This is a genomic window from Sorangiineae bacterium MSr12523 (genome assembly GCA_037157775.1).
Classification (GTDB): Bacteria; Myxococcota_A; Polyangia; order Polyangiales; family Polyangiaceae; genus Pendulispora; species Pendulispora brunnea.
In genome coordinates this window covers 6,785,701-6,803,972 of sequence record CP089982.1, presented here as the reverse complement: position 1 = coordinate 6,803,972, position 18,272 = coordinate 6,785,701, and the positions used below count along the sequence as shown (strand labels likewise).

Here is an 18,272-nt window from a genome sequence, read left to right as displayed (position 1 = left end):
GCTCGTTTTAGCTGAAGTGTTCATCCGACAACATGAACAATTCTGCTGAGAATTGCGCCTTCTCGCGCAGGTGGACCGCTGAAATAATCCGTGGCCCTCCGGCGAACATTCCTCATGAAGGCCTGGCTTACCCCGCAACGCTTCCTTGTTATCTATTCCGCCGCCCTGACCGTCACCTTGGCGGGAATCGTCGGAGCAGGAATCGCCTTCAAGGATCAGAAGCAGAAATTCTCCGAGATCGACGTGCAACGCCTCAACATCGTCGAACCCGACGGAACACGCCGCTTCGCCATCGCCCGCGACGAAGACCGCTCCGTCGCTTTCTTCCTGAAGGATCCCGAGGGCCGCGACCGCCTCGTTCTCCGCGTCACCCCCGAAGGGACTCCCCTCATCGAATTCATGGATGAATCCGGCCACACCATCGACCGCGTCGCCGCGCTGTCACATTGAGAAGCGCTACTCGCGATAGATGTCGTCGACCGCGATGGGGTGTCCGTGCAGTTGCAGCGTCTCGCCCGCGCGAGCCATCTCGTGCTGCCAATGACCGCGTTTCGGCCGCCGGTACACTTCGATGCACGGTTCGTCCTGCGATACGAGGACGTACTCCTGGAGCGACGGGATTCGTATGTAATGTGCAAACTTCTCGCTGCGGTCGTACTTTTCGGTCGTCTTCGAGAGCACTTCGACAATGAGTACGGGGTTGACGATGGCCTCACCGATCCCGCGCTCTCCACGATGCAGTTCGCGCGGGCCGCAGACGACGCAGCCATCGGGATAGGTCGAGAATTTCGTCTCTCGAACATAGATCGCAACATCTGAGCTCGCGACCACACACTCTCCCGCAAGAGCATTCTTGAGGGCCGCTTGAATGTTCACAGCGAGTCGCCCGTGTTCGAAGCTGCCGCCGCCCATCGCGTAGACAACCCCGTCGAGCCACTCGTGCTTGACCACGCTGTCGCGCTCGAGCTCGAGGTACTCCTCGTAGCTCGTGTACCTTTGCTCTGCTGCACCCATGGCCATGGCCAAGAGCATAGCACACGGCGGAAGTGCCGACCTCGCTAGCCCTTCGTGCCGCCCGCGGTCAGCCCTGCGACCAAGTGCCGCTGCGCGAAGAAGAACACGAGGCCCGCGGGGATCGTGATCAAGATGGAGGCGGCTGCGAGGTAGCCCCATTCCTGTTTGAACTGCGTCACGAAGGTCTGCAGCCCCACGGCGAGCGTCTTCTTGTCATCGCTGGTGATGAACGCGGTCGCGTAGGCCACCTCGCCCCAGGCTTGGAGGAAGGAATAGAAGGCCGTGACGGCGATGCCGGGGCGGGCGAGTGGGAGGATGAGGCGCCAGAATGTACCGACGGGCGTCAGGCCGTCGACGCGGCCGGCTTCGTCGATTTCGGCGGGGATGGCGTCGAAGTAGCCTTTGAGCATCCAGGTGCAGAAGGGCACGGTGACCGTGCAATACGCGAACACCAGGCTGGTGTGCGTGTTCACCCAGCCGAGGCGATTCATCAAATTGTAGAGCGGCACGATGAGGATGGCGACCGGGAACATCTGCGTCACCAGGAAGGTCCACATCAACGACCGGTGCCCCGGAAAACGGAATCGCGAAAGCGCATACCCGGCGGTGGCCGACAGGAAGATCCCGAAGATCGTCGTGAAGAACGCGACCGATATCGAGTTTCCGAACCATGCCAGGAACTTCGTCTTCGCCACCACGTACTCGTAATTGTCGAACGACGACGCTTCGAAGACGTGCACCTCGCTGCTTCCCGCGAATCCCGGACGCAACGAAATGATCAGCACCCACAGCACGGGGAACACCGCGATGAAGCTGGCCCCCAGCAAAATGACGTGCAACAAGGCCGAGGCGGCAGGCGAGCGCTCTCCGCGCTTTCGGTACGTGGACGAGCTCATCTCACCACACCTCGCCGCTCGAGCGGAGCGCCCGCCGGTACACCAATGCGTACCCGACCAGCACGCAAAGAATGAGAATTCCGTAGGTGGCCGCCACCGCGTAATCGCGAATGCCCTCGAACGCCGCCGAGAACGCATAGGTGACGAGGATTTGCGTGGCGTCGCCCGGCCCGCCGCGCGTCACCAAGAAGATGATCGCGAACAGATTGAAGCTCCAAATCACACCCAACAAAATGATGGTCGCACTCACCGTGCGCAGACCGGGAAACGTGATGTGCCAGAATCGCTGCCAGGGCGAGGCGCCGTCGACCTCCGCCGCCTCGTAAAGCTCGGCGGGAATGGCCTGCAATCCCCCGAGCAGCGCCACCATGTTGAATGGAACACCCACCCAAATGTTGATGGCGATGACCGAAAGGAAAGCCAGCGTATCGTTTCCCAGCCAATCGAAGGTGCCCAGCCCCAAGTTGCCGAGCACGTGGTTCACGATGCCGTTGTCGCGCGCGAGAATGAGCTTCCAGGCAAAGGAGCTCACGAAGGTGGGAACCGCCCACGGCAAAATGAGCAGCACGCGGTAAACGGACCGCCCGCGCAGTTGCCGATTCAGCAAGACCGCCAGCCCCAGACCAATGGTGTAGTGGAAAAAGACGCAGCTTATCGTCCACACCACCGTGCGCCCCAACACCGACCAAAATTTGGTGTTCGGCCCAAAGAGCACATCCACGTAATTGCGCAGCCCGACGAAGGAGAACGAATCGGGCACCTGCAGAGCACCGATGGTCGCTGCGACGTTTTGCTCGTTGGCATCCGTGAAGGATAGGTAAACCCCTCGGTACAACGGATAGCCAACGAGCACCCCCAGCACGAGCACCACGGGGATGACCATCCCCCACGCATACTTGTGCTTGTCCCATGAACGCCGCACGCGACCTGCCATGCTTACTTCCAATCCTTGAGAATCTGTTTGTAATCGGTGGCCACCGTATCGAGCGCGGCTTGCGGAGCCTTGTCGCCGCTGATGGCGCGCGGATACTGTTGGTCGAGCGGGATCAAAAGCTGCCCGGCCTGCGGAATCGTCGGGCGCACCACCGCCTTGTCGATGACCGCGCGGAACTTGGGCACCACCGGGTTCGCCGCCGTGTCGGGCAATTGATACGCCGAGGAGCGCGTCGGCAAAAGCCCGAGCTCCTTGGCCAAGTAGGCCTGGTTCTCGGCGCTATTCATGAATTGGATGAATTGGTAGGACGCCGTCAGGTTTTTCGACCCGGCGTACACCACGTAATTGTGACCGCCCATCGGCGAACCGGCCTTGCCCGTGCTTCCGGCAGGCACTGGGGCGATGCCCAGGTTGTTCTTGTCGGCGAAGGCCTTGCCGCTGAAATCGTCGGCCACGGACCACGGACCATTGATGACCATGGCGATCTTTCCGTCTTTGAAGCCCGCCTGCATCTGATTGTACCCGGAGTTGAGATCCGGCTTGGCCGCCGCACCGCTCTTGATGAGATCGAGCGCGACCTCCAGGCCTTTCACCGCCTCCGGTGTATTGACGGTAATCTTCTTTTCGTCGGCGTTCACCAAATCGCCGCCGGCGCCGTAGATGAACGGCAAAAGGAAATAGCCGCCCGGATTGAGGTACAAGCCATCGGCGCCTGCCTTGGCCTTCACCGCCAGCGCGGCCGTCTTCAACTCGGCCATCGTGGTCGGCGCTTCCTTCACGCCGGCCTTCTCGAGCAGCGCCTTGTTGTAGAGAAGCGCGAGCACGTCGGTCACTTGCGGAACGCCGAACAGCTTTCCACCGAACTTGTTGCTCGCCAGCGGGGCAGGGAGGTAATCGGCCACGCCATCGGCCGCGGGCGTTCCCTCGAGCGGTGCGAGGAAGCGCAGCGACGCGAACTCCGCCGTCCACCCGACCTCCGCGCGCATCACGTCGGGCGCCGTATTGGCCTGCGCGGCCGTCTTGAACTTGTCGCGCGCCTGCTCGAACGGGATGTTCTGATAATCGACCTTGATGTTCGGATACTTCGCTTGGAACTTCTGAATCAGGTCCTTGAACTTCGGCGCCTCGTTGGTGGAATCGGAGGTGTCCCACCAGCTGATCGTCGTGATTTGCGGTCCTTCGGCTTTTTTCTCGCCGTTCTTGTCGCCCTTGTCACCGCCCGCATCGCCCGAGCCGCGACAGCCCATCATTGCCAACGTCACCATCGTCAGCAACGACGCCGACCGCCATCGCCTGGTTTGCATGGTCTTTCGCATATCGACTCCTCCGTCCAACCTGCCACGCAACGTAGGGCAATTCGTGCAGGAACGAAACGGTCTCGAGCACCCTTCGCGAGAACCGCAAAGGGCAGCGGGACGAAACCGGCGGGACCGGCGCGATGTATCGTGAAGAGTGAAAGGATCGCCTCGACGCCCGGCGGTCCTCGCACGAGAAGCGGACAAGGGCGCCGGCCCCGCCGGGATTGTCCCGCTGCCGCTGCTCACTTTGCAGCGAGATCGCGAGGCCGCGACGAGCCATCGAAAGCTGCGTCATCTGCGCCATGAAGATGAAGCCGCCCTTCCCACCAGCAGCCCAAACGAAGCAGAGCATCAGGGCTGTAGGATTTCACATGGACGATCGCGCCCCTTCGCTTTTACGCGTTGCATTGCCCGAGGCGTGCCATATTGTCGCGCTGGAGCCGCGCTCCCAAAGCGCGGGTCATCACGCCGACGCCACAAGAAGCCAGGAGGTATCCCGTGTCTGCTCGTCCGATGTCTCTACTCGTTTTCGGTATCGCGGTGGCTCTTTCCGCGGGGATGGCGGGATGCAGCAAGGACAAGACCGGCACGGGCGCGGGAGGCGTTCCGCTGGTTAAAGAGGGGGCGCTCGTCACGTGCACGCACATCCCGTATCCGCCCTTCCAGATCGAGAAGGAAGGCAAAATCGTCGGCTTCGACGTCGACGTCATCGACTTGGTCGCGAAGAAGCTGGGTGTGAAGCAGGAGTTCGTAGATACCCCGTTCGAGAACATGAAGACGGGGAACTTCCTCAACTCCGGCCGATGCGATCTGGTGGCCGCCGGTATGACCATCACCGAGCCCCGTCGCAAGAACATCGACTTTTCGGAGCCCTATTTCGACGCCAAACAGGCGCTCTTGATCAAAAAGGGCATCGCGGTGACGGACCTCGCCACCCTCAAAACGTCGGGCAAAAAGGTGGGCACGCAATCGCAGACCACCGGCGAAGACTTCACCAAATCCAAAGGCTTCGACCCGGTCTCGTTCGAGAGCTCGGACGCTCTCCTCAATGGCCTGCGCTCCGGCCAGGTCGAGACGGTCATCGAGGACCACCCCGTCGTCCAAGCCTGGATGAAGGATCCGAGCAATTCCGCCTTCGAGATCGCCGCCTACCTCGATACCGGCGAGCAACTCGGCATTGCGGTCAAGAAGGGCAATAGCAAGCTCCTTGCGGTCATCAACGAGGTGCTCGCGCAGGCCAAGGCCGACGGCACGTACCAGCGCCTCTACGAGCAGTGGTTCGGCCCCATGCCCACCGCCAAGAAGCCGTGAACGAAGCCGAAGTCGAAAAGCCGCCGCCTCAGTTGACTGCGATGCCGTCCAACCGCCGAATGAAACGCAGCCGTTCCGTTTCGCAGACGGTGCAGTATGGCATCTTCGTCGTCATCGTCTTGGTGGTGGCGTTCACCGCCAATTGGCAGGTCCTCGCGAGCCAGTTCGTGCGGCTCGACATCGCCGAGCGGCTTTTCCCGAAACTGCTGACCACCGCGTTGAAGAACACGGTCGTCTACACGATCTCCGGCTTCGCCCTCGGCCTCGTCTTGGGCCTCGTCATCGCGTTGATGCGTCTCTCGCAGGTCATTCCGTATCGCCTACTGGCGGGGCTCTACATCGAGTTTTTCCGCGGGTTGCCCGCGCTGGTCATCTTCATGTTCGTCGGCGTGGGCATTCCGCTGGCCTTTCCCGGCAGCGAGATCCCCGGTGGCACCTACGGCAAGGTGGCCTTGGGGCTCGGCCTCGTCTCCGCGGCGTACATGGCCGAAACCATCCGCGCGGGCATCCAGGCCGTGCCCAAAGGGCAGATGGAGGCGGCGCGATCGCTGGGGTTTTCGCATCGGCGCGCGATGTTGTCGATCATCTTGCCGCAGGCGTTTCGCATCATCATTCCGCCGCTCACCAACGAGCTGGTGCTCCTGTTCAAGGACTCGTCGCTGGTGCTTTTCCTCGGCGTGACCTTGGAAGAGCGCGAGCTGACCAAGTTCGGGCGCGATCTCGCGAGTGAGACGGCGAACACCACGCCCATCTTCGTTGCGGGCCTTTGTTATCTCATCGTGACCATTCCGCTCGGCTATTTGGTGCGCCGCCTCGAGGCGCGCGCCAACGCCGCGCAAGGGAGGTCGTGATGTCCGCCAGCAAGGGCAAAGTCTCCGTAGAAATCCGCGGCGTGCACAAGTCGTTCGGGGCGCTGCACGTCCTCAAGGGCATCGATTTGACCATCGACGCCGGCGAGGTCGTCTGCGTGATCGGGCCCTCCGGATCGGGCAAATCCACGTTGCTTCGCTGCGTGAATCTGCTCGAGGAGCCCGAGCAGGGGAACATCTTCGTCAACGGCGTCGAGATCACCGATCCGGACGTCGACATCGATGCGCAGCGGCGCAAAATCGGCATGGTGTTCCAGCAGTTCAACCTGTTCCCGCATCTGACGGTGACGGAGAACCTCACCTTGCCGCAGCGCCGCGTGCTCGGCCGCGCGCCGGAAGAAGCCGCGCGCGTGGCGGAGGAAAACCTGAAACGCGTGGGCCTCGCGCAGAAGGCGAGCGCGTATCCCGCGCAGCTTTCCGGCGGGCAACAGCAGCGTGTGGCCATTGCGCGTGCGCTGGCCATGCATCCCGAGTTGATGCTCTTCGACGAGCCCACCTCGGCGTTGGATCCCGAGCTGGTGGGGGACGTGCTCGCGGTCATGCGCATGCTGGCGCGCGAGGGCATGACCATGATGGTCGTCACCCACGAAATGAGCTTCGCGCGCGAAGTCGCCGATCGGGTCGTGTTCATGGACGGCGGCGTCATCGTCGAACAGGGCCCCGGCGCCCAGGTCATCGGCAACCCGAGCCACGAGCGAACCCGGACGTTTCTGTCCAGGGTGCTTGATCCTGCCGCAGTTTCGCTGTAAACGGGGCTCTTGCTTTCACGATAGTAGACACTATTCTCGTTTGCGAAACGAAACGGTCCCAACACGGCCCGCGTTTCCTTGAGGAGGCTTCGTTGCACACTCGATCCATCGACAAGTCCGTCACCCGCCGTCTCTTTCTCTCCGCCGTCACCGCGCTTTGCACCACGCTGAGCCTCGGCGCTTGTTCGAAGGAGGAAAACAAGGCGGGCGCAGCGGCCTCTTCCGAGGGTGCGGCCAAGACGGTGACCGCCGAGGCCAAGGCCGATGCTCCGCTCAAGGTGGGCGCCTCGCCGGTTCCGCACGCGGACATCCTGCGTTTCGTGCAGGAAAAGCTGGCCGAGAAAGAGGGCCTCAAGCTCCAGATCGTGGAGTTTACCGATTACGTGCAGCCGAACCTCGCGTTGAACGACAAGCTGATCGACGCGAACTTCTTCCAGCACGTGCCGTACATGGAGAACTTCGGCAAGGAGCGCAACATCGCCATGGTCTCGGTGGCCAAGGTGCACATCGAGCCGCTGGGCATCTACTCGAAGAAGGTGAAAGCCCTGGCCGACGCGCCCAAGGGCTCGATCATCGCCATCCCGAACGATGCGACCAACGCCGGCCGCGCCCTGCACCTTCTCGCCGACAACGGCCTGCTCACCCTGAAAGAGGGCGCCGCGGTCAACGCCACGGTGCAAGACATCGCGACGAACCCCAAGGGCTTCAAAGTGAAGGAACTGGAAGCCGCCCAGCTCCCGCGTTCCCTCGATGACGCGGCCCTCGCCATCGTGAATGGCAATTACGCCATCCAAGTTGGATTGAAGCCGAGCAAAGATGCTTTGGCCTTGGAAAAGGGCGAGGGTAACCCCTACGCCAACGTTCTGAGCGTCCTCAAAGGCCAAGAGAACGAACCGCGCGTGCAGAAGCTTGCGAAGCTTTTGACGTCGCCCGAAGTCAAAGAGTTCATCAACAAGAAGTACGACGGCGCCGTGATTGCGGCATTCTAACGGCGAGAAGATTTTTTACAGGGAGATCGGGAGATCGGGAGATTTTTAGTAAAAACTCCCGCTCTCCCCGTTCAATCCAATCAGGGACCGTTACTCGCCGGTGAGCGAATGAAAATGTCGTAATCTCGCAACGAAGATGCGGGATGGCCGACGCAGTTGGGAAGTGGGGCCATAGGCACCAAAGGACGCGTGCATTCACGTGCGCGTGCTTGACAGTGTACGGGCGCAGGTTACATGAGGAAGCGACGCGATTCTCTGCCGCGCTGCTTCTTTGGGCTCTTGCGCGAAGAGAGTTCGTACATTGCCAGCTTACTTTGGAGCTACTTGAATGTCTTTCATTGCGCGCAGCACGTGGGTTGCGGTCGTGGGTTTGGTGTGGGGTGGGGCGATGGCCGGGTGTTCGTCGGAGTCGTCGACTCTCCCGGAGGATCATCCTGATTCGGGGGAGCGCCCCGACGGCGGGCCCGGGCCGGAGCCCGATGCTGGATCGCGCCCAGATTCGGGGGAGCGACCCGACGGCGGGCCCGAGCCGGAGCCCGACGCTGGATCGCGTCCAGAGTGCACGACCGCCGACACGAGCAGGTGCTCGTATGATCACGCGACGGCCACGTGTGTCGCGGACAAGTGCGCCCTCGGGCAATGCACGGCGGACTACGGCAATTGCAACGGCCGCGCAGAAGACGGCTGCGAGCAGCCGCTGCTCTCGAACGTCGCGCACTGCGGACAATGCGGCAATGTTTGCCCTTCGGACAACGGCAGGGCGAGCTGCGTGAAGGGCTCGTGCGAGATCGCGTGCGACCCCGGGTACCGCAAAAAGGACGGACATTGCGTGTCGGCGCAAACGGTGAGCGCGGGCATCGACTACACGTGCAGCATCAGGCCGAATGGCACCGTGTCCTGCTGGGGGGACGACACGCGAGGACGCGCCACGCCGCCCGAAAACGTCCCTTTCATCGACGTGACCGCCGGCGCGAGCGACCACACGTGCGGCATTCGAGCGGACGGCACGGCCGCATGCTGGGGCAGCAATGAGTACCAAGAGTCCACGATCCCGGCGTCCTTGCGCGACCGCATCTTTTTGGAAATCGAGCCGGGACTCCGAATCACGTGCGGGCTGCTCGACACGACGGAGCTCGTGTGCTGGGGCCTCACGAGCGAGCTCACGGCCTCGTCCCCACCCCCTGCGCTCCTTTCGTTCGGGACGGGATTCACGCAAATCTCCGTCGGCGTCGACTACGTGTGCGCGGTCGACGTGAACCAGCACGTCCAGTGCGCGGGCAACAACATGTACAAGAAGGTGAGCGGACACTCCGACGCCCTCTTTGCAAGCGTCGCCGCAGGGTGGAACCACACCTGCGGGCTTCACCTGGACGGCTCCGTCGAGTGCTGGGGCGACAACCAATGGCACCAGCTCGACGCGCCCAAAGCCGCGGGCTTCAAAGAAGTGTCCAACCGCGGGAACTTCTCATGCGCACGGCGCGAGAACGGCTCGGTGACGTGCTGGGGATACGACAAGAACGGCCGCACCTCGCCCCCGCCAGGTATCTACCAGCAAGTCTCGACGGGCGGGAACCACGCCTGCGGCATGCTGGTCTCCGGGCAAATCGCCTGCTGGGGCGACACGCCCCCGGCATTGTAACGGCTAGAGAGAATTTACATGAAGGCGGGAAGGTTTTGTTGTTTTGGCAACGGTCGTCCAACTTGGACGACCGTGAGCAAAACCAAAAAACCTTCCCGCCTTCCCCGCCTTCATGTTCAATCCAATCAGGTAGCGCCTACTCGCCGAGATAGGCTTTGCGCACTTCGGGTGATTTCAGGAGCTCTTGGCCCGTGCCCGACATGACGATTTCGCCCGTCTCGAGCACGTACGCACGCGAGGCGAGTTGCAGTGCCTTGTGGGCGTTCTGCTCGACCAGGAGAAGCGCCACGCCGGCTTGCGACACCTCACGCAAGACCGTGAAAATCTTGTCCACGACCTGCGGCGCAAGACCCAATGACGGCTCGTCCAAGAGCAAAAGCTTGGGGCGGGACATCAGCGCACGGGCCACCGCGAGCATCTGTTGCTCGCCGCCGGAGAGCGTGCCCGAGACCTGTTTCTCGCGCTCTTTCAGAATGGGGAACAAGGAGAACATCTTGTCCATGTCCTTCTGAATCTCGGCGGTGTCGTTGCGCAGGAAGGCGCCCAGGTCCAAGTTCTCGCGCACCGTCAGGTTCAGGAAGATGCCGCGGCCCTCGGGGGCGTGCGCCATTCCGCGCGCCACCACCTCGTGGGCCTGGATGCGCGTGATCTCCTCGCCGCGGAACTTCACCGTGCCCGCCGCGGGGCGGAGCATGCGCGAGACCGCGCGCAACGTCGTCGTCTTGCCGGCGCCGTTGCTGCCGATGAGGGCAACCACTTGGCCTTCGGGGACCTCCAGGGAGATTCCCCGCAAGGCCTCGATGGCGCCGTAATTCACCTTCAGGTCTTTGACGCTGAGGATCGACTTGGACGTGGAAGTGCCGGCCGCCTTGTCGTTACGGTACGGTTCGGAATTCGTCGCGGTCACGGCTGCACCTCGTTCACGGATTCGGCCGACGGGGGCTCGCCCGGCATCAGCGACTCGCTCGAGTGGGCCGGAATCGCAATGTGCTGCTCCTCAAGGTACGAGTCGCCCAAGTACGCCTCGATGACCTTCGGATTCTTGCGCACCAACTCCGGCTTGCCCCGCGCGATGGTCACGCCATGGTCGAGCACCACCAGGCGCTCGGAGATGCCCATGACGAGCTTCATGTCGTGCTCGATCACCAGGATGGCCAGCTTGAACTCGTCGCGCAGCTTGCGAATCAGCTCCATCAGCGCGACTTTTTCGGCGCCATTCATACCGGCTGCCGGCTCGTCCAGGCATAGGACCTTCGGTCCCGTGGCCAGTGCGCGCGCAATCTCGAGGCGGCGCTGTTCGCCGTAGGGCAGGTTCTTCGCACGCTCGTCGCGGAAGCGCTCGAGGCCCATGACCTCCAAGAATTCCAGGGAGCGCTTGGTGATGCGCGCCTCGTCGTCCAAAAACCCCTTGGACTGGAAGAACGCCGCGACGAAGCCCGCCTTTCGCCCGTGGTGGCAGGCGACCTTCACGTTGTCGAGCGCCGTGAGCTCTTTGAAGAGGCGGATGTTCTGGAACGTGCGCGCGATACCACGCCCGCTGATCTGGTGCGGCCGCAGCCCGTTCACGCGCGTGCCGCAGATCTTCACGTCGCCCGACGTGGGCGTGTACACGCCGGTGATGGCGTTGAAGGCCGTGGTCTTGCCCGCGCCGTTCGGCCCGATGAGACCGACCAACTCGCCCGGCTCCAACGACAGATTGAACTCGGACAGCGCCTTGAGGCCGCCGAACTGCATCGTGACGTTCTTGGCCTCGAGACAGGTGTCTCCCCAGCCGCGCTTCGTGGACTCGTCGCCGCTGACGTGAGAAGTGGAAGAGGCGTTGACCGCGACGCTCATGAACTCACCTTCTTGCGGAGCTTCGGAATCAAGTCCCAGATTTCGCGCGTCCCAAAGATGCCGGTGGGGCGCGTGAGCATCAAGGCGATGAGAAGGACCGAATACATGACCATGCGATACTGCTGCACATCGCGCAGGCCTTCCAGTGCGAAGCTCAGAACGAGCGCCGCCACGACGGATCCGGTGACCGAGCCCATGCCGCCGAGCACCACCATCACGACGACCTCGATCGACTTGATGAAGGTGAAGCTGCGGGGCGTGCAGAGCTGGATCTGGTGCACCAGCAGCGCGCCCGCCAGACCGGCGAAGGCCGACGAGATCACGAAGGCGCGAACCTTGTAGCCCGTGGTGTCGACGCCCATGGCCTCAGCGGCCACTTCGTCCTCGCGAATGGCGAGCAGCGCGCGGCCGTGCGTCGAACCGAGCAGGCGCCGCGCCATCGCGATGGTCACGATGACCGCAATGCCAACCCAAAGAATGTTGGTGCGCTTCGGAAGGCCCGAGATGCCCGTGGCCTGCCCGAGAAACTCCGTGTTCTCGATGAGCACGCGGATGATCTCGTTGAAGCCCAAGGTCACGATGGCCAGGTAGTCACCGCGCAATCGCAGCGACGGCATGCCCACCAGGAGACCCATGAGGGCCGCCATGGCCATGCCCGCCACCATCGCGAACAAGAAGATGAGCTGGTCCGAGACGGCCGTGGGGATCCCCACGATTTCCAGCGAGTTCGTGGCCACGGTGATCTTCGCCGCGGTGTACGCGCCGACGGCCATGAAGCCGGCGTGGCCGATGGAGAACTGGCCGGTGAAGCCGTTCACGACGTTCAACGAGACGGCGAGGATGACGTTGATGCCTGCCATCATCAGGATGACCGCCATCGCGGTCTCGCTCCCGCCGGGACCGGCCACGGCGCCCTGGAAGATCCAGAGGAGCGGAATGCCGATGAGAAGAGGAAGTGCCGAACGGAGGAGAATCTTCGGTAGGTCCACCGCTACACCTTCTCCGCGCGCACGCGCCCGAAAAGACCTTCCGGTCGCCAAAGAAGAACGATGATGAGCAGCGCGAACGCGATGCCGTCGCGGTACGAGGAGAGCAGGTAGCCCGCCACGTACTCCTCGGAGAGACCGAGGATCAAGCCGCCGACCATGGCGCCTTGCACGTTACCAATGCCTCCGAACACCGCGGCGACGAACGCCTTGATGCCGGGCAAGAGTCCGAGGAGCGGGTTGATGCTGGGGCGCGAACCCGCCACCAGGATGGCCGCCGCCGCCGCCAGGCCGCTGCCCAGCGCGAAGGTCCAAACGATGACGCGATTGACGTTGATGCCCATGAGGCCTGCCACGCTGGCATCGAAGGACACCGCCCGCATCGCCGTGCCGAACTTCGTCCGGTACACGATGTACTGCAGGGCGAACATGAAGCCGACGGCCACGATCAGCGACACGATGTCGTAATTGCTGATGTGCACCCCGAGCGGCTCGAAATCGACACGCGCGAACGGCTCCGGGAAGAAGCGCGGCGTGGGGCCGGGCGGGAAGGGGACCTCGCCGTCGATGACCGGCGGAAGCTGAAAGCCGTACTCCAGCAGGAAGGACACGCCGATGGCGGTGATGAGGGCGGTGAGGCGCGCACGCTGCCGCAGCGGGCGGTACGCGAAACGCTCGATGGCCACACCCAACGCGGCACAGATCACAATCGCACCGACGAAGACCACCCCCGCTTTGGCGAGCGATGGCTCCTGATCGACCCCGAGGCCGCGCGCGATGTACAAGCCGGCAAAGGCGCCCACCATGTACACGTCACCATGGGCGAAGTTAATGAGCTTGAGGACACCGTAGACCATCGTATAGCCGAGTGCGATGAGGGCGTAGATCGTCCCTACCGACAGGCCGTTCACGAGGTGCTGGAGAAATTCGGTCATGATGCGTTGGCACCCCGATAGAGTGGAATAGGGTGATTGGAAAAAACCGCTCCCGCTCGTCGTAGTTTGAGGAGCGGGAGCGGGTAAGCAATTTACATATTACGGGCTGATTGTCGCCGCGTATTTCGGTGCATTCTTCTCGATGCCGATGACGACCGCCGGCTTGTCGGCGTTGTGATCCTTGTTGAGCGTGATCTTGCCGCTCACACCTTGGAAATCCTTGGTCTTCTCGACTTCGTCGCGGATGGCGGGGCCGGTCAGCTCTTTGGCCTGCTCCATGGCGTGGAACGCCACATTGGCCGCGTCATAACCGAGCACGGCGTGGGCGTCGGGCACCGCGTTGTAGGTGGCCTTGTACTTCGCGATGAAGTCCTTCACCTGCGGGGACGTGTCCTCGGGGCTGTAGTGGTTCGAGAAGAACGAACCGTCGAGCGCGCCTTTGGAGATCTCGTAAAGCTTCTCCGAGTCCCATCCGTCGCCGCCCATCAAGGGAACCTTGATGCCCAGCTCCTTGGCCTGACGCGCAATCAGCGCCACGTCGGTGTAGTAACCGGGGACGTAGAACGCCTCGGCATTCTTCGACTTGAGTTTCGTCAATTGTGCTTTGAAGTCCTGATCGCCAGCTTTGTAGCTGACGTCGTCGACGACTTCGCCGCCGAGCTTCTTGAACGTCTCGGTGAAGAAGTTGGCGAGGCCCACCGAGTAGTCGTTTCCGACGTCACGCAGGATGGCGACCTTCTTCCACTTCTTGTTTTCAGCCGCGAACTTCGCCATCACCGTGCCCTGGAAGGGGTCGATGAAGCAAACGCGGAAGACGAACGGGCGCGTCTTGTCGCCGTCCTTCGTGACCTTCGGGTTGGTCGACGAATTGGAAATCATCGGGATCTTATTCGAGTCCGCGACGGGGCCCATCGCGATGGAACGACTCGACGAGACTTCTCCGAGAAACGTGAGGACCTTGTCCTGCGTGACGAGTCGGGTTGCCGCAACGGCGGCCTCTTCGGGCTTTCCCTGGTCGTCGTATGTCTTGAGGACGATCTTCTTGCCTTTGATGCCGTTCTTTTTGTTCTGCTCTTCGACGGCGAGCTTCATCCCATTGTCGCTCGACTGGCCGAAGGTGGCCTCATTACCCGTCATTGATCCGACGTGACCGATCACGATCGTGTCACTGGCGGGCGCTGCTGATGTTTTGGTCTCAGCGGTCTGCGGCGCGGCTTTCTCGGGCTCCTTGTCCTTGCAGCCCGCGCCTGCCGCACCGCCGATCGCCAATAGAGCCATCACCAACGCACGTGCGTAGCGCATCGAAACCTCCGATATCGACCTGTGGGAAAATCGTTTTGGAACGCGCGTACTTTTCGCGTGAGGACGTCCCTTAGCACGCCCGCACACTGTGTTGTCAACGTCGCGTTCCACAAACGAACCCACCATGTACGCTACACAACGCCGCGTATTTGAAAGAGGCTTTGACGCTTATGACGCAGCTGCGTCAGGGCCTCTTTCACGGGTCGTTCCCTCACGGGTTGATCGTCGCAGCGTACTTCTGAGCGTTCTTCTCGATACCGATGACGACCGACGACTTCACAGGGTTGTGGTCGGCGTCGAGGGTAATGTTGCCGCTGACTCCCTTGAAGTCCTTGGTTTTCTCGATTTCATCACGAATGGCCGGGCCGGTGAGTTCCTTGGCCTTTTCGATTGCGGCGAGGGCGACACTGGCTGCGTCATAACCGAGAACGGCGAGCGCATCCGGAGTAGCTCCACCGTAGGCGGCCTTGTACTTCGTGATGAAGTCCTGAACGACCGGTGACTTGTCCTCGGGGCTGTAGTGGTTCGAGAAGTACGAACCATCGAGCGAGCCCTTCGCAATCTCGAACAGCTTGGGAGAGTCCCAGCCGTCGCCGCCCATCAGCGGTTGCTTGAGGCCGAGCTCACGAGCCTGGCGCGCGAGAAGCGCCACGTCGGTGTAGTAACCGGGGACGTAGAGCGCGTCGGGGTTCTTGCCCTTGACCTTCGTGAGCTGCGCTTTGAAGTCCTGATCGCCGGCCTTGAAGCTGACGTCGTCCGTGATCTCGCCACCGAGCTTCTTGAACGTCTCGGTGAAGAAGTTGGCGAGGCCCACGGAGTAGTCGTTCCCCACGTCACGCAGGATGGCGACCTTCTTGAACTTCTTGTTCTCGACGGCGAACTTCGCCATGACCGTTCCCTGGAACGGGTCGATGTAGCAAACGCGGAAGACGTAGGGGCGGGTCTTGTCGCCGTCCTTCGTGACCTTCGGATTGGTCGAGGCGTTCGAGATCATCGGGATCTTGTTGGAGTCCGCGATGGGGGCCATCGCGATCGAGCGGCTCGACGCGACTTCACCCAGGAACGTGAGGACCTTGTCTTGGGTCACGAGTCGCGTCGCGGCGACGGCCGCTTCTTCCGGCTTGCCTTGCGAGTCGTAGGTCTTCAAAACGACCTTCTTGCCCTTGATGCCGTTCTTCTTGTTGATCTCTTCGACCGCGAGCTTGATGCCATTGTCGCTGGATTGGCCGAAGGTCGCCTCGTTGCCCGTGAGCGACCCGACGTGACCGATCACGATCGTATCGCTCGTAGGCGCTGCTGAAACTTTGGTCTCGGCGGTCGGCGGCGCCGCCTTCTCGGGCTCCTTGTCCTTGCAAGCCACCGCCCCGATCGCCAACACCGCCATCATCAACGCACGTGCGTAGCGCATCGCAACCTCCCATCCCCGTATTCTGAAAATTCGTTTGAAACGCCCAGTTTTACTGAAGACGCTTCTTTAGCACGGCCGTACCAGTTTCTGTCAACGGGCGTTCCCGCATTAGTTCACTTGTTTCTTACGGTTTTCATGGCCGTATGAAACATAACTGTACCAGCACACGGGACTCGTGAGTGCTTGCGGGTGTGCTGGTACAGGATCGTTCGTTTTGTAACTGGGATCGCCCTTTTCAGAGCGAAAGACGGTTCGCAGTTCGTTATCGAATTGGCGTCCTAGTGCGTTATCGGCGGGCTGCGTACGGTGGTACGACGCGTCGAGCAGGCACGTTTTCAAAATTCCTGATTCAAAGGTTGCGCTTTCCCGTGGTAAGAGCGCTTGCCGGCATCGTGTGCCTTCGTGTGATGTTTCATTCGGCTGCCGCCGGAGTGTCTTTGAATTTGGAGGGCCGCCCGTGCCCCATTCTGCTTTGGGTGACGCGCGGCTACAGGGAGAAGAGCCTATGACACGTCTCAAGTGGCTTCACCTTACTCAGCTCGTGGCTGCGATGACGACGGTCTCCGTCGCGGCCGCAGCTGCCGATGACCCGCCGGCACAAGGTCGTACCGACGGAAAACAAGTTGCTCAGACGACGGCACCGCAACCGACACCGGAATCCACTCCGGAACAGGTTCCGCCGCCGCCGCCCGCCCCCCCGGAAGCCACCCAGGCCACACCGCCGCCGGCGGCCCCTGCGCCTACATCGCCCGCCCCCGCCCCCGCCGCCGCGGAGGAGGAGAAATTGCCGCCGGGCAGCTTCAAGGTGCCGGGCACGCAGACGGTGCTCACCCTGTCCGGTTACGCGCAGCTCGACGTCACGTTCGACGCGAAGGGCCGCGATCCCCAGGTCGAAGACAATGACTGGGCCGTTCACGCGGCCATCCATCCGCTCAACCAGAGCTACGAAACGCGGCAGAAATCCGGCCAGCTTTACCTGACCGCGCGCACGAGCCGGGTCGGCATCTCGACGATGACGAAGAGCGAGATTGCCGACATCGGGGCCAAGGTCGAAGGTGACTTCAACGCCGGCAACCTGCTCTCGGGCCAGACGTTCACCAACTCCGTGCTCTTCCGCCTTCGCCACGCTTACGGCACCTTGAGCGGCAAGTACGGTACGTTCCTCTTCGGCCAGAGCTGGTCGACGATGCTCGATCTGCCGTCGTACGCGGAAACCGTGGACTTCAACGGTCCCGGTTCCATTCCGCTGATTCGGCAGCCGCAGATCCGCTACACGATTCCGATTGGCGACGCGGTGAGCTTGGCCCTCGCTGCGGAAAACGGACCCGGCACCGATCGAAACGGCGTCACCGATTCGACCGGCCCCACGCGCCGCATGCAGCAGATTCCGGATCTCATCGCCGTCCTCGGTTTCAAGGGCGATTGGGGTACCGCATCCATCGGCGGTGTGGCCTTGCAGTACAAGCAGGCCGGCTCCCCGGCAACGGGCGGCGCGACGCCCACGGCGGAGCGCGATGGGTACTCGAAGGAAGGCTGGGGCGTCCGCGCGGGCGCTGCGCTCAACCTGCCGTGGGGTGACCGCTTCCGTGCCTACGGTGCGGGCGGCAACGGTATCGGTCGTTACATCTTCAACGCAGGTCTGCAGGGCCAAGGCGCAAGGCCGAATGCGGCGGATGATGACTGGCAGCTCTGGCAGGTCATTGCGTACCACGTCAACTACACGCGCGTTTGGAGCCCGGTCGTCCGCTCCAACGTGGTGTGGAGCCAGACGTACATGAAGTGGAACGGCAGCCAGTCGCTCGCGGAAATCGGCGCACTTCCGTCGTTCGATCCGCAGACGGGTTACGTTCACGATCCCGGCTTCAACAAGCGCCTCGACCAGCTGTTCATCAATACGTTCTTCACGGTGAACAAGCAGGTGGAGTTCGGTGTCGAATACGCGTTCTCGGAGCGCAATACGTTCGGCAACGACGATGCTCCGAGCAACTCGTGCGATGCGGCCAGCGTCGGACCGTGCGCGTCCCAAAAGGGCACGCAGCACCGCGTGACCGGGACGATGCACGTCAACTTCTTCTGATCCGCGCCTCGCGTAAACGTTCGGCGCTC

The 18,272-nt window shown here is 62.2% G+C and carries 17 protein-coding genes; 7 read left to right on the top strand and 10 right to left on the bottom strand.

What is annotated here, in order from left to right; all coding sequences use genetic code 11:
• The first annotated feature begins 114 nt into the window (after positions 1-114).
• Entirely contained in the window at positions 115-450 is a 336-nt protein-coding gene (locus tag LZC95_26100) for a hypothetical protein (protein WXA89963.1), read from the top strand.
• 6 nt (positions 451-456) lie between these two features.
• Here the strand turns inward: LZC95_26100 and LZC95_26095 are convergent, their stop codons facing one another.
• Genes LZC95_26095 through LZC95_26080 form a run of 4 tightly spaced genes read right to left on the bottom strand, consistent with a single transcriptional unit; the run spans position 457 to position 4,148 of the window.
• Positions 457-1,020 carry a Uma2 family endonuclease gene (locus LZC95_26095; GenBank protein ID WXA89962.1) on the bottom strand — a complete coding sequence of 188 codons (564 nt, stop codon included), beginning with the start codon at positions 1,018-1,020 and terminating at the stop codon, positions 457-459.
• 38 nt (positions 1,021-1,058) lie between these two features.
• On the bottom strand, positions 1,059-1,910 hold the full coding sequence (locus LZC95_26090; GenBank protein WXA89961.1) for a carbohydrate ABC transporter permease: 852 nt from the start codon (positions 1,908-1,910) through the stop codon (positions 1,059-1,061).
• 1 nt (position 1,911) lies between these two features.
• Positions 1,912-2,844: a sugar ABC transporter permease gene (locus LZC95_26085; GenBank protein WXA89960.1), complete on the bottom strand. Its 933-nt coding sequence runs from the start codon at positions 2,842-2,844 to the stop codon at positions 1,912-1,914.
• Positions 2,845-2,846: 2 nt separating this feature from the next.
• Positions 2,847-4,148 (bottom strand): extracellular solute-binding protein, encoded by a 1,302-nt coding sequence (locus LZC95_26080; GenBank protein WXA89959.1) that lies wholly within the window; start codon positions 4,146-4,148, stop codon positions 2,847-2,849.
• A 492-nt stretch (positions 4,149-4,640) separates the two neighbouring features.
• Here LZC95_26080 and LZC95_26075 point away from each other — a divergent pair, with 492 nt between their 5' ends.
• The 5 genes from LZC95_26075 (at position 4,641) to LZC95_26055 (ending at position 9,699) form a co-directional block, all read left to right on the top strand.
• The gene (locus LZC95_26075; GenBank protein ID WXA89958.1) at positions 4,641-5,453 is read left to right on the top strand and encodes an ABC transporter substrate-binding protein; all 813 of its coding nucleotides are present in this window, start codon (positions 4,641-4,643) and stop codon (positions 5,451-5,453) included.
• 59 nt (positions 5,454-5,512) lie between these two features.
• Positions 5,513-6,304 (top strand): amino acid ABC transporter permease, encoded by a 792-nt coding sequence (locus LZC95_26070; GenBank protein WXA89957.1) that lies wholly within the window; start codon positions 5,513-5,515, stop codon positions 6,302-6,304.
• Positions 6,304-7,071: an amino acid ABC transporter ATP-binding protein gene (locus tag LZC95_26065; protein ID WXA89956.1), complete on the top strand. Its 768-nt coding sequence runs from the start codon at positions 6,304-6,306 to the stop codon at positions 7,069-7,071. Before LZC95_26070 ends, LZC95_26065 begins: the two co-directional genes overlap by 1 nt.
• Positions 7,072-7,163: 92 nt before the next feature.
• The gene (locus LZC95_26060; GenBank protein ID WXA89955.1) at positions 7,164-8,060 is read left to right on the top strand and encodes a MetQ/NlpA family ABC transporter substrate-binding protein; all 897 of its coding nucleotides are present in this window, start codon (positions 7,164-7,166) and stop codon (positions 8,058-8,060) included.
• A gap of 328 nt (positions 8,061-8,388) precedes the next feature.
• Positions 8,389-9,699, top strand: coding sequence for a hypothetical protein (locus LZC95_26055; protein ID WXA89954.1), 1,311 nt, complete (start codon positions 8,389-8,391; stop codon positions 9,697-9,699).
• A 136-nt stretch (positions 9,700-9,835) separates the two neighbouring features.
• On the opposite strand, the gene LZC95_26050 is transcribed toward LZC95_26055, so the two are convergent.
• From LZC95_26050 to LZC95_26025, 6 genes are all read right to left on the bottom strand, one after another.
• Positions 9,836-10,540, bottom strand: a complete 705-nt coding sequence (locus LZC95_26050; protein WXB00224.1) for an ABC transporter ATP-binding protein — start codon at positions 10,538-10,540, stop codon at positions 9,836-9,838.
• A 62-nt stretch (positions 10,541-10,602) separates the two neighbouring features.
• The gene (locus LZC95_26045) at positions 10,603-11,433 is read right to left on the bottom strand and encodes an ABC transporter ATP-binding protein (GenBank protein ID WXB00223.1); all 831 of its coding nucleotides are present in this window, start codon (positions 11,431-11,433) and stop codon (positions 10,603-10,605) included.
• A gap of 98 nt (positions 11,434-11,531) precedes the next feature.
• Entirely contained in the window at positions 11,532-12,524 is a 993-nt protein-coding gene (locus LZC95_26040; protein WXA89953.1) for a branched-chain amino acid ABC transporter permease, read from the bottom strand.
• A gap of 2 nt (positions 12,525-12,526) precedes the next feature.
• Positions 12,527-13,456 (bottom strand): branched-chain amino acid ABC transporter permease, encoded by a 930-nt coding sequence (locus LZC95_26035; GenBank protein WXA89952.1) that lies wholly within the window; start codon positions 13,454-13,456, stop codon positions 12,527-12,529.
• Positions 13,457-13,555: 99 nt separating this feature from the next.
• A complete protein-coding gene (locus LZC95_26030; GenBank protein WXA89951.1) occupies positions 13,556-14,758 on the bottom strand; it encodes an ABC transporter substrate-binding protein in 1,203 nt (400 codons plus the stop codon).
• Between the two features lie 211 nt (positions 14,759-14,969).
• Positions 14,970-16,166 (bottom strand): ABC transporter substrate-binding protein, encoded by a 1,197-nt coding sequence (locus LZC95_26025; protein WXA89950.1) that lies wholly within the window; start codon positions 16,164-16,166, stop codon positions 14,970-14,972.
• Positions 16,167-16,671: 505 nt separating this feature from the next.
• On the opposite strand from LZC95_26025, the gene LZC95_26020 reads away from it, so the two are divergent.
• Positions 16,672-18,243, top strand: coding sequence for a DcaP family trimeric outer membrane transporter (locus tag LZC95_26020; protein WXA89949.1), 1,572 nt, complete (start codon positions 16,672-16,674; stop codon positions 18,241-18,243).
• Positions 18,244-18,272: the final 29 nt, after the last annotated feature.

Coding starts and splice junctions, on each gene's coding strand:
- LZC95_26055 (WXA89954.1), top strand. CDS start 8,389: ATGTCTTTCATTGCGCGCAGCACGTGGGTTGCGGTCGTGGGTTTGGTG.
- LZC95_26100 (WXA89963.1), top strand. CDS start 115: ATGAAGGCCTGGCTTACCCCGCAACGCTTCCTTGTTATCTATTCCGCC.
- LZC95_26035 (WXA89952.1), bottom strand. CDS start 13,456: ATGACCGAATTTCTCCAGCACCTCGTGAACGGCCTGTCGGTAGGGACG.
- LZC95_26065 (WXA89956.1), top strand. CDS start 6,304: ATGTCCGCCAGCAAGGGCAAAGTCTCCGTAGAAATCCGCGGCGTGCAC.
- LZC95_26090 (WXA89961.1), bottom strand. CDS start 1,910: ATGAGCTCGTCCACGTACCGAAAGCGCGGAGAGCGCTCGCCTGCCGCC.
- LZC95_26030 (WXA89951.1), bottom strand. CDS start 14,758: ATGCGCTACGCACGTGCGTTGGTGATGGCTCTATTGGCGATCGGCGGT.
- LZC95_26020 (WXA89949.1), top strand. CDS start 16,672: ATGACACGTCTCAAGTGGCTTCACCTTACTCAGCTCGTGGCTGCGATG.
- LZC95_26045 (WXB00223.1), bottom strand. CDS start 11,433: ATGCAGTTCGGCGGCCTCAAGGCGCTGTCCGAGTTCAATCTGTCGTTG.
- LZC95_26095 (WXA89962.1), bottom strand. CDS start 1,020: ATGGCCATGGGTGCAGCAGAGCAAAGGTACACGAGCTACGAGGAGTAC.
- LZC95_26070 (WXA89957.1), top strand. CDS start 5,513: ATGAAACGCAGCCGTTCCGTTTCGCAGACGGTGCAGTATGGCATCTTC.
- LZC95_26085 (WXA89960.1), bottom strand. CDS start 2,844: ATGGCAGGTCGCGTGCGGCGTTCATGGGACAAGCACAAGTATGCGTGG.
- LZC95_26080 (WXA89959.1), bottom strand. CDS start 4,148: ATGCAAACCAGGCGATGGCGGTCGGCGTCGTTGCTGACGATGGTGACG.
- LZC95_26025 (WXA89950.1), bottom strand. CDS start 16,166: ATGCGCTACGCACGTGCGTTGATGATGGCGGTGTTGGCGATCGGGGCG.